This window comes from Phycicoccus sp. M110.8, from assembly GCF_032464895.1.
GTDB lineage: Bacteria > Actinomycetota > Actinomycetes > Actinomycetales > Dermatophilaceae > Pedococcus.
Genome location: NZ_JAWDIC010000001.1, coordinates 2217862 through 2232959, shown reverse-complemented (window position 1 = coordinate 2232959; position 15098 = coordinate 2217862). Strand labels below are relative to the sequence as shown.

Below are 15098 nucleotides of genomic sequence, written 5' to 3'. Positions count from 1 at the left end.
CGCCCGGGACCGTCGGACGAGGAGCCGGCGGCCGGGCCCGCTCACCCGCCGGGGGCGTTCAGACGAGCAGCCCGTCGGCCACCAGGGCCCTGAGCAACGGCAGCACCTCGACCCGCACCTGCGCCTCGTCGACGCCGAGGAGCGAGGCGATCGCGACGACCGCCGCACCGGCCGGGAGGCTCCCGTCGCACACGCTGACCAGCGCAGCGCCCGCCGTACCGAGGCGCACGACCCGCCCCAGGCCACCACCCTGCCGGAGCAGGATCACCGTCGGGTCGGTGTCACCGGGACGGCCGTGCCGCTCCTCGGTGACGTCGTCGGCGCAGCGCCACGCCACCTCGAGCAGCTCCTCGTCGGAGTGCTCGGCCAGCCAGGTGCGTGCGGCCAGGCCGGCGAGGACCGCCGGGCCCATCGGGCTCGCGACCGGGCCGGTGGCCTCGGTCAGGTCGAGGAACGGTTCCCGGTCACCGGTGGGCCGCTGGAGCGTGATCACGCCGAACCCGATGGCGCTCACGCCGCGCGAGGCGAAGTCGTCCAGCCACGCGGCATACATCGTCGCGAACTCGCTCGTGGCGCTGTGGTGGCCGCCGTCGCGGGCCCACGTCTCGGCGTACTGCGCGGGGTCCTGCACCTCGCGCTGCACCACCCACGCGTCCAGGCCGGACCCGGCGACCCACCCGCGGACGCGGTCGCGCCAGTCGGCGTCGCCGACGACCTCCCAGTTGCCGAGGAACTGGGCGATGCCGCCGGGCGCCAGGTGGTCGCCGATCGAGCGCACGAGGTCGGCGACGAGCGAGTCGCCCGCCTGGCCCCCGTCGCGGTACTCGAACAGGGGGACGTCGGGGGTGCGCGGGGTGATGACGAAGGGCGGGTTGCTCACGATGAGGTCGAACCGTTGTCCCGCAACGGGATCGAGCATCGAGCCCTCGACGAACGCCCAGTCGCAGCCGTTGAGCTCGGCGTTGAACGCGGCATACGCCAGCGCCCTCGCCGAGATGTCGGTGACCGTCACGGAGGCGGCGTGGGCGCCCAGGTGCAGCGCCTGCACACCGCAGCCGGTGCCGAGGTCGAGGGCGCGCCCGACCCGCGGCCGGGGCGTCCAAGAGGCGAGCGTCGTCGAGGCGCCACCGATGCCGAGCACGTGGTCCTCCGACAGCGGCGCCCGGGTGGCCAGCTCCGACAGGTCGGAGGCGACCCACCAGGAGTGGTCCTCGTCGGCGTACGGGCGCAGGTCGCACGTGGCCACGACGCCGGGCCCCTGCTGGGTCACCAGGCGCAGCCGCTCCGCACCCTCGACGCCGAGCGTCGGCAGCGCGCGGGCCGCGTCGTCGGCGTCGACCGCGTCACCGAGGGTGAACAGCCGCACCAGGGTGGCCAGCGGGGTGCCGGCCGTGGCTGTGACCCGCTGCGCGGGCAGCACCTGCTCGCGGCCCAGGGCCGCCGACGCGAGCGGCCCGAGCAGCTCCCCCACCGCCTCGACGGTGTATGCCGCGTGCTCGAGGTCGGCGCGCAGGCGCGCGACGAGGTCGGTGTCGACGACCGGCGGCGGTGCGCTCATCAGTCGAGCAGCCCGCCCAGGTTGAAGCCACCGCCGCCGCCGCCCTGCGCGGGCGGTGGGGTCCACTCGCTGGGCTGCACGATGACGAAGCCGGGACCGGAGAACGCGTACTGGAACGCCTCGCCCGAGCCGCCGCGGAGCATCGAGCGCACGTTCATGCTCGACACGACCTGCGGCACGAGGTTGGCCGACCAGCCGACGCAGGCCTGCACGTCGACGTAGGTGGGCTGCGCGGCGCAGTCGAGGACGACCGGCTGGCCGACCGTGTGGATGGCGACGGTGCCGGTGCCCTGCAGGGTGGTGTTGAACAGGCCGCCGCTGAGCATGCCGGCGCCCTGGACCCGCTTGATGTCCCAGTCGATGCCCGAGTCGAAGGCGAGGAGGTTGCGCGAGTTCACCGACAGGCCGTCGCCGGCCAGGTCGACGAGGAAGACGTAGCCGGCCTCGGAGGCGAAGAAGACGTCACCCTCACCGGAGACCCGCATGAGCGAGACGTCCTCGCCCGTCACGGCCTTCTTGAACATCCGGCCGACGCTGCCGGCCTTCTCGTGGTCGAAGCGGATGGCGCCCTGGTAGGCGACCATCGCCCCCTTGACGGCGAGGACGTCGCCACCGAGGTGGACGCGCAGCATCTGCGGGTTCTGCAGGGCGAAGCGCTGCTGCGCCTGGACCTCGAGGTTGGCCTGGTCGAAGAGGGGGCTGTGCACGCGTCCAGCCTAGGGGCGCGGGCCTGCGCCCCGACACCGGTTCGGCGAGGGCCTCGACACGACGACGCGGCCGGCACCACCCGTGGTGGCACCGGCCGCGTCGGTTCCCGAGGAGGGTCAGCGGTTCGCGGGCTCCTCCAGCGACTCGCTCGTCCCGGTCGCACCCGCCGAGGCGCCGGGCGCTGCGCCCGACCCGTCGGCGGTCGCGCCCGGGACGGTGGTCGCACCGGTGGCCGTCGGCGCGGCCGGGACCGTCGCGGCGCTCCCGTCGGGCGCCGCCGCGTCGGCCGGCGTGGCGGTGTCGTCGTCGCCACCGATGGCGAGGTCGCGCGACTTGGAGACCGCGACCGCACCGATGACGATGACCAGCGCCGCGATGGCGATGCCGTACCGGACGGGGCTGTTCTTGCCGTCGCCGATAGACAGGGTCACGATGGCCGGCGCGATCAGCACCGACACGAGGTTCATGACCTTGATGAGCGGGTTGATCGCCGGGCCGGCGGTGTCCTTGAACGGGTCGCCGACGGTGTCGCCGATGACGGTGGCCGCGTGGGCCTCGGTGCCCTTGCCGCCGTGGGTGCCGTCCTCGACGATCTTCTTGGCGTTGTCCCAGGCGCCACCGGAGTTGGCGAGGAAGACGGCCATCAGCGCGCCGGTGCCGATCGCGCCGGCGAGGAAGCCGGCGAGGGCGCCGATGCCGAGGCCGAAACCGACCGCGACCGGCGTCATGGCCGCGAGGAGACCGGGGGTGGCCAGCTCGCGCAGCGAGTCCTTGGTGCAGATGTCGACGACCTTGCCGTACTCCGGACGGGCGGTGCCCTCCATGATCCCGGGGATGTCGCGGAACTGGCGACGGACCTCGAAGACGATCGCGCCCGCGGCGCGGGTGACGGCGTTGATCGCCAGGCCGGAGAAGAGGAACACGACCGCGGCGCCGATGAGCAGACCCACCAGGACGTTCGGCGAGACGATCTCCAGGCCGAAGGAGGTGGTCAGCTGCTTCTGGATCGCCTGCACCTCGCTCTGGCCGATGACGCCCGTCTGCGCCTGCTGCTCGAGCTTGGCCAGGATCGGGTCGAACGTGCCCCGCCAGGCGTCGGAGTACGAGCCGAACAGGGCCGTGGCCGCGAGGACGGCCGTCGCGATCGCGATGCCCTTGGTGATGGCCTTGGTGGTGTTGCCGACCGCGTCGAGGTCGGTGAGGATCTGCGCGCCCTCGCCGTCGACGTCCCCGGACATCTCGGCGATGCCCTGCGCGTTGTCCGACACCGGGCCGAAGGTGTCCATGGCGACGATGACGCCGACCGTGGTCAGCAGGCCGCAGCCCGCGAGCGCGATGAGGAACAGCGACAGCACGACTGAACCGCCGCCGAGCAGGAAGGCGAGGTAGACGGCGCCGCCGATGATGACCGCGGTGTAGACGGCCGACTCGAGGCCCACGCCGATGCCGGAGAGGACGACCGTGGCCGCGCCGGTGAGCGAGGTGCGGGCGACGTCCCGGGTCGGGCGCTTGTCGGTGCCGGTGAAGTAGCCCGTGAGCCACAGGATGATCGCGGCGAGCACGATGCCGATGACCACGGCCAGGATCGCGGTGACCCGCGGGTTGCCGGTCAGCTGGGTGACGGACTGGTCCGTCGACTCCAGGCCCTTGAACGTGTCGGGCAGGTAGACGAAGGCGGCGACGGCCGACAGGACGGCGGCGATCGCGGCGGAGATGTAGAAGCCACGGTTGATGGCCGAGAGGGCGTTCTCGCCGGGCCTGACGCGGGTGATGAAGACGCCGATGAGGGCGGTGACCGCGCCGATGGCGGGGACGAGCAGCGGGAAGACCAGGCCGTAGGTGCCGAACGCGACCGAGCCGAGGATCAGCGCGGCCACGAGCATCACGGCATACGACTCGAAGAGGTCGGCGGCCATGCCGGCGCAGTCACCCACGTTGTCGCCCACGTTGTCGGCGATCGTCGCCGCGTTGCGCGGGTCGTCCTCGGGGATGCCCGCCTCGACCTTGCCGACGAGGTCGGCGCCCACGTCCGCGGCCTTGGTGAAGATGCCGCCGCCGACTCGCATGAACATCGCGAGCAGGGCGGCGCCGAAGCCGAAGCCCTCGAGCACCTTGGGGGCGTCGCCCTTGTAGAGGAGCACGACGACCGAGGCGCCGAGCAGGCCCAGGCCCACCGTCGCCATGCCGACGGTGCCGCCGGTGCGGAAGGCGATCCGCATACCGCTGTCGCGGTCGCCCTCGCGCGCGGCCGAGGCGACGCGGACGTTGGCCTTCACGGCCAGGCTCATGCCCAGGTAGCCGATCGAGGCGGAGAAGAGCGCGCCCACCACGAAGAAGGCCGAGCGACCCCAGCGGATGCTGGCGGTGTCGGCGGGCAGCAGGAGCAGGAGGCCGAAGACCAGCACGACGAAGATGCCGAGGGTCTTGAACTGCCGGGCGAGGTACGCCTGGGCGCCCTCCTCCACGGCGGCGCCGATCTCCTGCATCTTCTCGGTGCCGGCGTCGTGCGACAGGACCTGCTGGCGGAAGAACACACCCATGCCGAGCGCGATGACGGCAACCACGGCCACCACGATCACCAGGGTGAGATTGGAGCCGTCCAGTGTGAGGGCACTGGCGGCTGGCGCGACGCGCAACATTCCATCCTCCTCGATGGGGAAACTCTCCAAACCGCCCACGGGCACGCTGGCCAGCGCGCCGCACGAGGGGACGATGGTGGCGAGGGTAATGCACGTCACACCGTAAATGTCAGCGGGTGAGCAGGGTCACACGCAGATTTCCTGCGGTGTTTCCGCAGGACAGGGGACCTGCTCGGCACGCGGGGCGCGGGCGCCGTGGTGCGGCGGCCCAGCGGCACCGGCCTGCCGGGGCGGGAGCCCGGATGACCGGGCCGGCGGGCTCAGACCGCCGAGGCGGCGGTGGCCTCCTCGACCGTGGAGTAGATGTGGAACACCTTGTCCAGGCCCGTGATCTTGAAGACCTTGAGAATGCGGTCCTGGGCGCTGACGATGCGCAGCGTGCCGTTCTGCCCGCGGACGAGCTTGAGCCGGCCGACGAGGACGCCGAGGCCGGTGCTGTCCATGAAGGTGACCTTCTCCAGGTCGACCACGAGCTCGGTGCGACCGGCGGCGACCTGCTTGTCGAGCACCTCGCGCAGCAACGGCGCCGTGTAGACGTCGATCTCCCCGGCCACGTGCACGACGGTCACGGCTCCCTGCTCCGTGCTGGAGACCGACAGATCCACGCGTCTCGCCTTTCCGTGCGCTCACCGGGCGCGACGGAGACCGTCAGCCCACGGGATTACCGTAGCGGCAATGTCCATCCCCAGCGCCACCGGATCCCCAGCGGCGAGCCGCGGGGCGGCCGGGGCGCCCGGCTCACCCCCCGGGTTCGACCCGCCGGCCGCACTGTCCGCGCTCGCGTCCGGTGCGCCGGAGCGGCTGCGCCACGTCCACGAGGTCCCGGCGCGCAGCGCGCGTCCCGAGCCGTGGCCCACCTGGGTGGACCCGACCGTGTATGCCGCGTGCGCCGGATCCGGGATCACCTCCCTGTGGTCGCACCAGCGCGAGGCCGCCGACCACGCCCACGCCGGCCGGCACGTCGTGCTGTCGACCGGGACGGCGTCGGGCAAGAGCCTGGGGTACCTGCTCCCCGTCCTGTCGGCCGTCGTCGAGGGCGCTACCGCCCCGTCGGGCCGGGGCGCCACGGCGCTCTACCTCTCGCCGACCAAGGCGCTGGCCGCGGACCAGCTCGCCCGGATCCAGGCGTGGGCCGTGCCGGGCGTCCGGGCCGCCACCTACGACGGCGACACCCCCACCGAGGAGCGGCGCTGGATCCGCGACCACGCCCAGCTCGTGCTGAGCAACCCCGACCTCGTGCACCACTCGCTGCTGCCGGGCCACGAGCGGTGGGCCCCGTTCCTGCGGGCCCTGCGGTACGTCGTCGTGGACGAGTGCCACGTCTACCGGGGGGTGTTCGGCTCGCACCTCGCCGCGCTGCTCCGCCGGCTCCGGAGAGTCTGTGCGCGGTACGGGTCGCACCCGACGTTCGTGCTGGCGTCCGCGACGGTGCGCGACCCCGGGCTGCACGCGCAGCGACTGACGGGTCTGCCGTTCGAGGAGGTCACGCGGGACGGCTCCCCGCGGGAGGCGATGACGTTCGCCCTGTGGGAGCCGGGCGAGCTCCCCGACGGGTCGGGTCGTCGCAGCGCCACCTCCGAGGCCGCGGACCTGCTGGCCTCGCTCGTCGCCGACGGCGTGCAGACCGTGGCGTTCGCTCGGTCCCGGGCCGGCGTCGAGGCGCTCGCGTCGAGCGCCCGGCGCACGCTCGACGACACCGGGCACGTGCGCGCAGCGACGGGCGTCGCGGCATACCGGGGCGGTTACCTCCCCGAGGAACGACGCGAGCTCGAACGCTCCCTCCGCGACGGGACGCTCGTCGGGCTGGCTGCCACCAACGCGCTCGAGCTCGGCGTCGACGTGTCCGGGCTGGACGCCGTGCTCATGGCCGGCTGGCCCGGCACCCGCGCCTCGCTGTGGCAGCAGGCGGGGCGCGCCGGACGGGCCGGCACCCGCTCGCTGGCCGTCTACGTGGCGGCCGACGACCCGCTCGACACCTACGTCGTCGGCCACCCGGACGTCGTCTTCGGCCAGCCGGTGGAGGCTGCGGTGCTCGACCCCGGCAACCCCTACGTCCTCGGCCCGCACCTCGCGGCCGCCGCGGCGGAGCTGCCGCTGCGCGAGGTCGACCTCGACCTCTTCGGCGGCGAGGCGGTCGCCCGGCCACTGCTGGACGCGCTGGTCGCGCGGGGCATCCTGCGGCGACGGCCCAACGGCGGGTGGTACTGGGCGCGCTCGGACCGGCCCGGCGACCACCTGTCGCTGCGCGGTGCCGGCGAGGTGGTCGGCATCGTCGAGAGCCGGACGGGTCGGGTGCTCGGGACCATCGACGGCGCGAGCGCCCACACGCAGGTCCACGCCGGGGCGGTGCACGTCCACCAGGGCCAGAGCTACGTCGTCACCGAGCTCGACCTCGAGGGCGGCACCGCGACCGTGGTGCGCGGCGACCCGGGGTGGAGCACGTTCGCGCAGTCGGTGAGCGCGTTCGACATCGTCGCGGCCGAGCGCTCGCGACGGGTCGGGCCCCTCGAGGTCTGCTTCGGCTCGGTCCGGGTCCACACGCAGGTGACGTCCTTCCTGCGGCGGCTGCCGAGCGGGGAGGTCCTCGGCACGCACCCCCTGGACCTCCCGCCGCGGACGCTGCGGACCAAGGCGGTCTGGTGGACGATGCCGGTGTCGTGGCTCGCCGCTGCCGGGGTGGCCGAGGTCGACATCCCCGGCGCCGCCCACGCGGCCGAGCACGCGGCGATCGGCATGCTCCCGCTCGTGGCGACCTCCGACCGGTGGGACATCGGCGGCGTGTCGACGGCCGAGCACCCCGACACGGGCCTGCCGACGATCATGGTCTACGACGGCTACCCCGGCGGGGCGGGCTTCGCCGAGCGGGCGCACCAGGCGGTCGAGGCCTGGCTCGGGGCCACGCTCGAGACGATCAACGGGTGCGGGTGCGAGGCCGGGTGCCCGGCGTGCGTCCAGTCGCCGAAGTGCGGCAACGGCAACGAGCCGCTGGACAAGGCAGGCGCCGCGCGCCTGTTGCAGGCCACTCTGGCCGAGCTCGGTCGGTTTCCGTCCGCAGAGCTCTGACCTGCGGTTTTGCGCGCCCCCGTGCAGGACAAACCGGACGCGGCTCGACCAGCGCTCCGCCCACCCAGCCACTATGGTCGAGGCGGACGGCGCACCACGCGCCCTTGACCTCTGGAGGTAGGCCTCGTGCTGGTCCTCGGACTTCTCGTCGTCATCGTGGCGATCGCAGCCGGTGTGCTGCTCTTCCTCGCCACCCAGTCACTGACCACCCCCGTCAACCTCGACGCGGCCGGCATCAGCGTCGGCATGACGCCGCTCGCGTTGATCATCGCCGGCGCCGTCGTGCTGCTCCTGCTGTGGCTCGGCCTCGCGCTGCTGCGCGGCAGCGCACGCCGTCGCGCCCGCCCCCGCCGGGAGGCGAAGGAGGCGCAGCGACAGGCCGAGTTCGAGGAGAACATCCGCGCCGACGAGCGCAACCGCGCCGAGGAGACCCACCAGCAGGCGATTGCCGAGCGCGACCGGGTGCGCGAGCAGGAGTTCGAGTCCCGGCTGGCCGAGCGCGACCGGGCGCGCGAGGAGGAGTACGCGAGCCGCCGCTCCGAGGAGGAGTCCCGCATCCGCGCCGACGAGCGCGCGCGGGTCGAGCGCGAGCTGGCCGACCGCCACGGTGCCGCTGCCGCGGCTGGGGGCGGAGCCCTCGGTGGGGCCGCCGCCGGAGCCGCTGCCGGAGAGGCCGCCCACCGCGACGACAACGGCAACGGCAACGGCAACGCGCGTCTCGGGGACCGCAGCGGCGCGGACACCCCGGAGCGCGACGTCGTCGCCGGGGACGCCGATCGGCCCGCTGCGTCGGCGCCGGTCCGGGACAGGGCCCTGGACGACAGCGCCAACGAACGGCGTGCCGAGGCGCGCGACCTGCCGCCGACCTGGGACGACGGCGCCGGGACCTCCCGCAACGGCGTCGACGGGAACGCCTCACCGGAGCGCGACGCGGACGGGCCGGCCGAGGACACCACGGCCGCAGACGGCGAGCCGGGGCGCCACCGCCACCGCACCGTGGCCGACAAGATCATGGGCCGGACCGGACGGGACGACAGCAGCAGCTGACCCTCCCGCCGCTGTGCGCAGCCGAGGCCGCCGTCCGGACACGTCCGGGCGGCGGCCTCACTGTGTCGAGCCGGCCCGTGCCGAGGCGGATGCCGCACGGGGCTGTCCCGGCAGCCCCAGGGTCACGCGGGTGGCTGCCCGCACGACGACCGAGCCGTCGGCCCCGGCCCCGCAGTCGAGGAGCACGGCGCCGTTGCGTGCAGCCACGGCACGAGCGGCCCCGCAGGCGGACGATGACGACTCCCCCTGCGCCAGCACGACCGCTCCCGCGAGCGCACCCAGGTCCGCGGCCGCCCGGGCGCGGTGCACGGCCAGCACAGCGCTCGCGACGGCGACCCCGGCGACGGTGAGCAGGAACACCAGCGCGACGACAGCCACCATGAGGACGGTCCCGCTCCCCCGGTCGCGACAGGACCCGCCGCTGCGGGCACGGGCGAGCCAGCCGAGGAGGCGACGCCCGAGCGGGTGGCGGCGGGCCACGCGGCGGCCCACGACCGCCATCACCCCGCGTCCTCGCGCGCGGCCACGGCCCGGGCCGACGGCGCACCCACCCGGCCCAGCCAGCGCAGCGCGCGCGGCGCCCGGCCACGTACGGCGGACTCGACGGTCGCCCCCGTCAGCTCGACGGTGACCGTGGCGCCGGGCGGCGCCAACCTGCGCCCCAGGGCGACCGCGTCGCCGGGGGCGTCACCCCGGGCGGCCGCCCGTGCCGCAGCCCGCGCGGCGTCGGTGCACCGGACCTGGTCCGTGACGGCCCGCACCGCACCCAGGCCGAGGAGCAGGCACAGTACGACGGCGGGGATGGCGACCGCCAGCTCGACGGTCGCCATCCCGCCCTCGCGCCGCCGGCTCACCCGGCCGTCCGGAGGGCGGTCGTGATGATCCCGGCGAGCGCGGACTTCACCCCGCCGGAGCGCACGACCGCGAGCAGCACCGCCGCGAACGCGCACGCGGCCAACGTGCCCACCGCGTACTCGGCCGTCGTCATCCCTGCCTCGGCCCGCCGACGCAGCCCCGCGAACCTGTGGGCCAATGACCTCTTCATGCGAACTCCTCCCGTGTGGTGAAGGCGGTCTCGCCTTCTCTGCACGCAGCGAAGCGAGGATCCGGGCGCTCGGACAGGCACGCTCTCGTCGCCGGTGGACAACGTGGCGGGAGGGGACGGCCTGTGGACGACCGCCACCACAGCGCTCAGGGAGCCAGCACGCTCGCGGCCAGCGCCAGGACGACGGGGATCACGGCGGTGCACGCGAAAGCAGGCAGGAAGCCGAGGCCGAGCGGCAGCACCAGCAGCACGCCGGCCCTCGCCGCCCGCCGCGCCTGGTCCTGCTCCTGCTCGTCCCGGATCCGCGCACCCGCCTCGACCAGCAGTCCCGTCGGGGACGCACCCGTGCCCGCGGCCATCTGGAAAGCCAGGGCCGCCGGGCGCCAGACGGGCCCGGCGTATCCCCAGGCCTCCGCGACCGGCACGCCCCAGCGCAGCGCAGCCACGACCGCGTCGAGGTCACGGCGCACCGCACCCCGGGAGACGACCGCGACACCGGCCACGGCACCTGCCAGGTCCGAGCCGGACCGGAGGGCCAGCACGACCAGCACCAGCGCATCGGCGACGTCCTCGGGCCGCGGGTCACCCGCGGGGGCACTCGCCCGTCCCCGCGGACGCCCGGTCGTCACAGCCTTCGGTTGGCCGGCCCGGCCGGCCCGGCCGGCCCGGCCTCCCGGCGGCCAGAGCAGGACCGCCGCGACAGCCAGCAGCACGACCAGCCCGGTCATGCGGCCCGGGCCAGGATCCGGGCGCTCCACCACCGCGCCAGCACCGCGAGCACCAGGCCGACGAGCAGGCTCCCGGCGGCTGCCGGGCTCGAGAGGTAGAGGCTCCGGGGGTCGATCCCGCACGCCAGACCCACGAGCGGCCCGGACAGGGGCAGGAGCATCAGCACGAACATCGAGGCCCGAGGGCCCGCGGTTGCGGACGCGACCCGGTCCGCCGCACGACGTCGAGCCCGGACGACGTCGAGCGAGGTCTCCAGGGCGTCCGCGAGGGGAGCCCCGGTGTCCTCGGTGAGCGCCCACGCCCGCGCGACGAACCGCAGCTCGTCGCTGGCGAGGCGCTCGGCCCACTGCGACCAGACGGGCGCGAGCGGCTCGGCCCGGTCGCCGGTCGAGACCAGGTCGGCGACGAGGCCGTCCAGGGGTCCGGGTCCCAGAGCTGACCGGGCCGTGGCGAGGGCGACGACGGCAGGCGCGCCGGTGCGCAGCGGGCCCGCCACCAGCGCGAGCAGCTCCCCGAGGGCGTCGTCCCGGCTGCGGCGGGCCCTGCGCGACGTGGCCCACGGGAGCCGTCCAGGCCCGGACGCATCCCCGCCGACCTCGCCGCCGTTCGGGGACCACACAGGCAACGGTGTCCCCGCGCGGGGCCAGGACAGGACGGCCACCACGCCGAGCAGGGAGCACAGGGCGACACCGGTCACGCGCTCCCCGCCGTCCGCGTGGGCGCGACAGACAGCGCACCGCGCCGTGCGCCCCGGTCGTCACCGTCTCCGGCCTTCCCGCCGCCTTCGCTGCGTCGCACGCCACCCGAGCGCTCGCTGCGTTGGCCGCCATCGTCGTGTTCGCTGCGTGGGGCGCCATGGCCGTGAGCGTCACCCTGGATGGCGGCGCCGATCGCCTCGGACAGCGCAAACCAGGCCGGACCCCTGGCTCCCGTCAGGGAGTCGAGGGCGAGGTCACACCGGACCTGGCCGGTGTCGGGGGACCGCTTCAGCACGGACAGCGAGGCCACGCGGCGCCCCTCCACTCGTCGGTGCACGTGCACGACCACACGGACGGCGGAGGCGAGCTGGGCGTGGACGGCGTCGGGCGGCATACCGGCCAGCGCGCCCAGCGCCTCGAAGCGAGCCGGCACGTCAGCCGGGGCGTTCGCGTGCACGGTGCCACAGCCGCTGTCCGAATCGGCCCAACGTGACACTTGGGTGCCGAACTTTCGTGCTGTAAGTGTCAAGTACAGAACGGGCGGCAAAGCCGCACTCGCGGCTCAACATGACACTTGACCAGCCCGACCCTCAAACGCGAACCGGACACGGTCTCTAATTCGGGGGCGCGGCCCTGCGCGATGACACAATCGGTGCGTGCCGCTGCGAAACCCCTCCTATCTGGACCTCGAAACGCTCCTGGCACAGGCCGACTACCACGACATCGACGTGCCCAGGAAGGAGGAGGTCGTCGAAAGGCGAGGGCGAAAGCGGTCGGCCGGAGGCACAGCAGGACTGACCGGCTTCGGTGCCACGGCAAGCATCGGGAGCGACGTGGAGTTCCAGCGCTCGTACACGTTGACGCCCAGCTCGAAGGCGACCGTCAGCAGGGTCATCGACGGGCTCATCGCAGCGGACGCCGTCAAGACCGACCCTGACGGTCAGACGCCGCTGAGCAAAGACGACCTGGTGGAAGTCGAAGGCACTGCGCGGATCACCGCAGCCAGTCTGGCCGGCAAGATGTTCCACATTTTCCACCGGCTGATGGAATCCTCCGCCGGTGGTCTCGAGACCATCTTCGACTTCGACGTCGACAGTTTCGAGGTGGCCGAACAGCTCAAGGCCGTCTACTTGCGCAACGAGCTGCTGCCGATTCCGGTGCTGCTCGAAATGACCGGGTCTCGTCTGCCGCAGAAGGTCTACGTCAACCTCCGGCCGGACAACTTTGTCGACGCAGCGTCGTCGAACCGGCTCGAAGGAGAAATGCGCGTCCTGGGTTCGGTGGTCAGGCTCGTCGACGGCGGCAAGGAGGGTTACCTCGGGGCTGAGGAATGGCTGCTGGACGGGTGGGAGTACCTCATGCGACGAAAGCTCATGACGCAGATCGACGACGTGCTCAAGGACCTGGTCAGCCAACTGGAACTCGACATACCCGCAGACGACGTGCATGCCTACATCAAGGGGCCCGCTGTACTCGTCGATGCCGTCGCGCTGTACTGAGTAGTCGGCTCGAATACCGCATTCGAACCGCAAGTCCCACGCCGACGTCCCGATCGCATCCGAACGAGGTGCGTGTGCGTGCCGTCCGGCTGCCGCCATCGTATGAGCCGGGTCACAGTGTGCTTGCGAACGCGTTCACATCAGCCGGGGAGCACAGGTTCCCACGTGTGGGGGCCGTGGACACCGAACCGTTCTGCCACGGACGTCACGGTTTGGCTGGTGAGCTCGTTCACCCCTTCCATGCGACCGAGGCGCCTGTACTGGTCGCGGCGGTGGGATGGGGCGAGAATGTGCCCCCCTACGGTCAAGGGTGGGGCAACTCGAAGGTCGCCGCCGGTGAGTGTGACCCACGCACGTGCGGCGATGAGGCGCCGGCTGATGTCCGGCCCGACGGGCAGACGTTGCGTGTGGGGGGCCCACACGTCGAACCATTCGGAGTCCGTGATTGTGGTCAGGGCGGCCAAGGTCGTTCGGCGTGTGCTGTAGTCCACCGGCGGTGGTGTCGTCGCGAGTTGCCCGGCGAGCCGTGTCAACGTGTTCACGACTTCGGTTCCGTTTCCGCGAACGCGCAGTTCGTGCAGGGCGTGGTGGAAGTACTGCTTGCCGACCAGGGGCCCGAGGCCGAGGAGGGCAGCTGCGTCAGGGGCGCTCATCAATCCCGGCCCCAGCAAACGCACCAACAACATGGACATGAGACGTCGGGCGTTGTCGTGGCGAGCGGCCGTGGGAAGGTGAGGGAGAAGCCCGGCGTATACCGTGGGCCACATAAGGGCGGGGACCGCCGAGGCGACATGCCCGGGTGCGATCGCCTGCTTGGACCGGTGCACGCGCGCGAGACTGGTGACGGGCGCGAGTCCACGGTGGCGGCTTTCACGCGCCGCCACAACGGCACCGCTCATCGGTGAGGGCGGTGTCCACGTCCGCAAAACGCGGTCCCAGCGTGCGCGACCGCCAGGCAGGGCATAGCTCGACTCGATGAACTGGCGGACGTGTCCGTGGACGGACTCGGACGTCCCCACGAGCATCGGGACGGCGATGCGTAGCGCCGCTGCCATCAGGAGGGAGCTCCGTGGGGCGTCACGGTAGGCCACGATCCGACCAGGCTCCCGCGCCTTCTGCGCCAAGCGCTGCTCGCGGTCCGCCACATGCCGTTGGAACGCCCCAACGATCGCGTCGTCCGCCCCGGCCAGGAGCTCGGGGCAGCCCTGGTGCAGGACGAGTCGGGTGGCCGCGCGCAGATTCGCGGTCATGACGAGCGGTTCGACCGGCCCGCCGGGCCCAGGCTCGTCGAGGAATCCTCCCTCGACGAGACGACGCGCCCACGCCATGCGCTCACGCGCCGTGTCGTCGTTCACGGCAGCCGCGCCCACGGTAGTCAGCTCCGTAGAGCAAGCCGCCATTCGCGTTCGGCCGGCGGAAGGTGTGTCACCGGCGTCCCTGCTCAGGACGGGTGCGGTGCACATGGTGCGTTGACGCTTGTCCTCCTTGTTGCTCTGCAACGCGTGCCCACAGCAAGGACACGTGCTCACGAGGTAGCACTGGTGACGTTCACACATGAACAACCAGGGCAGCTTCCACGTCAGCTGCCAGACACCGCCGGACTCAGCAAGGCATGTGGGGCATGCCATGGACGAACGCGTGTAGACCCAGTGGACGCGGCCCCAGGTGCTGACCAGTGCCGGCACATCGGGGTGCAGGTCCTCGACGGTCAGCACACGGTCGCGGAAGTGACTGAGCAGGGCAGCCTCGATGGCGCCTTCTGGTTCGCCGGTCCGCCCCGCCATGTGCGTGACCTGCTCGGGCGGGAGAACCACGCCGAACGCTTGCGGCGCCTGACGTGCGGGTGAGGTCAGGCCGAGGGTGTGCCACATCGTCGCCCGGCCGACGCAGTTGTGATCGGCCATCCGGTCCAGCCACGAGCACAGGCTTTCCCCGGGCTCGATCGGCACCACGAGCGTCATCCGTGACCGACGTCCGGCGATGCTCTGGAATTTGGTGGCACTCAATGGTCTGCCCATCAGACCCCTCCCGACAGGGCGGGCCACACGGGCTTCCATCTGCGGGTCGGGGCACGCGTGGCGTCGTTCCTCGCTGCTCATCGTTCACCTGGTG

14 protein-coding genes are annotated in these 15098 nt (G+C 72.9%); 3 read left to right on the top strand and 11 right to left on the bottom strand.

What is annotated here, in order from left to right:
- Positions 1 to 58: 58 nt before the first annotated feature.
- The 4 genes from RKE38_RS10570 to RKE38_RS10555 all read right to left on the bottom strand — a co-directional run bounded on the left by RKE38_RS10570 (position 59) and on the right by RKE38_RS10555 (position 5510).
- Positions 59 to 1558 carry a methyltransferase gene (locus tag RKE38_RS10570; protein ID WP_316007383.1) on the bottom strand — a complete coding sequence of 500 codons (1500 nt, stop codon included), beginning with the start codon at positions 1556 to 1558 and terminating at the stop codon, positions 59 to 61.
- Positions 1558 to 2265, bottom strand: coding sequence for an AIM24 family protein (locus tag RKE38_RS10565; RefSeq protein ID WP_316007382.1), 708 nt, complete (start codon positions 2263 to 2265; stop codon positions 1558 to 1560). Before RKE38_RS10565 ends, RKE38_RS10570 begins: the two co-directional genes overlap by 1 nt.
- A 117-nt stretch (positions 2266 to 2382) precedes the next feature.
- Positions 2383 to 4905, bottom strand: coding sequence for a sodium-translocating pyrophosphatase (locus RKE38_RS10560; RefSeq protein WP_316007381.1), 2523 nt, complete (start codon positions 4903 to 4905; stop codon positions 2383 to 2385).
- A 260-nt stretch (positions 4906 to 5165) separates the two neighbouring features.
- Positions 5166 to 5510 carry an anti-sigma factor antagonist gene (locus tag RKE38_RS10555; protein ID WP_316007380.1) on the bottom strand — a complete coding sequence of 115 codons (345 nt, stop codon included), beginning with the start codon at positions 5508 to 5510 and terminating at the stop codon, positions 5166 to 5168.
- 70 nt (positions 5511 to 5580) lie between these two features.
- Here RKE38_RS10555 and RKE38_RS10550 point away from each other — a divergent pair, with 70 nt between their 5' ends.
- Entirely contained in the window at positions 5581 to 7968 is a 2388-nt protein-coding gene (locus RKE38_RS10550; RefSeq protein WP_316007379.1) for a DEAD/DEAH box helicase, read from the top strand.
- A gap of 126 nt (positions 7969 to 8094) precedes the next feature.
- On the top strand, positions 8095 to 9015 hold the full coding sequence (locus RKE38_RS10545) for a hypothetical protein (protein WP_316007378.1): 921 nt from the start codon (positions 8095 to 8097) through the stop codon (positions 9013 to 9015).
- 57 nt (positions 9016 to 9072) lie between these two features.
- Here the strand turns inward: RKE38_RS10545 and RKE38_RS10540 are convergent, their stop codons facing one another.
- From RKE38_RS10540 to RKE38_RS10515, 6 genes are all read right to left on the bottom strand, one after another.
- Positions 9073 to 9516: an Rv3654c family TadE-like protein gene (locus RKE38_RS10540; RefSeq protein ID WP_316007377.1), complete on the bottom strand. Its 444-nt coding sequence runs from the start codon at positions 9514 to 9516 to the stop codon at positions 9073 to 9075.
- A complete protein-coding gene (locus RKE38_RS10535; RefSeq protein WP_316007376.1) occupies positions 9516 to 9845 on the bottom strand; it encodes a TadE family type IV pilus minor pilin in 330 nt (109 codons plus the stop codon). The genes RKE38_RS10540 and RKE38_RS10535 overlap by 1 nt, the downstream gene beginning before the upstream one ends.
- 20 nt (positions 9846 to 9865) lie before the next feature.
- Positions 9866 to 10060, bottom strand: coding sequence for a DUF4244 domain-containing protein (locus RKE38_RS10530; RefSeq protein WP_316007375.1), 195 nt, complete (start codon positions 10058 to 10060; stop codon positions 9866 to 9868).
- 146 nt (positions 10061 to 10206) lie between these two features.
- Entirely contained in the window at positions 10207 to 10788 is a 582-nt protein-coding gene (locus RKE38_RS10525) for a type II secretion system F family protein (RefSeq protein ID WP_316007374.1), read from the bottom strand.
- Entirely contained in the window at positions 10785 to 11486 is a 702-nt protein-coding gene (locus RKE38_RS10520) for a type II secretion system F family protein (RefSeq protein ID WP_316007373.1), read from the bottom strand. Before RKE38_RS10520 ends, RKE38_RS10525 begins: the two co-directional genes overlap by 4 nt.
- The gene (locus tag RKE38_RS10515; protein WP_316007372.1) at positions 11483 to 11944 is read right to left on the bottom strand and encodes a hypothetical protein; all 462 of its coding nucleotides are present in this window, start codon (positions 11942 to 11944) and stop codon (positions 11483 to 11485) included. Before RKE38_RS10515 ends, RKE38_RS10520 begins: the two co-directional genes overlap by 4 nt.
- A gap of 199 nt (positions 11945 to 12143) precedes the next feature.
- Between RKE38_RS10515 and RKE38_RS10510 the strand changes: the two genes are divergently transcribed.
- Complete coding sequence (locus RKE38_RS10510; RefSeq protein ID WP_316007371.1) at positions 12144 to 12986, top strand: hypothetical protein; 843 nt, start codon at positions 12144 to 12146, stop codon at positions 12984 to 12986.
- A gap of 140 nt (positions 12987 to 13126) precedes the next feature.
- Here the strand turns inward: RKE38_RS10510 and RKE38_RS10505 are convergent, their stop codons facing one another.
- Entirely contained in the window at positions 13127 to 14947 is a 1821-nt protein-coding gene (locus RKE38_RS10505; RefSeq protein ID WP_316007370.1) for a TniQ family protein, read from the bottom strand.
- Positions 14948 to 15098 lie beyond the last annotated feature (151 nt).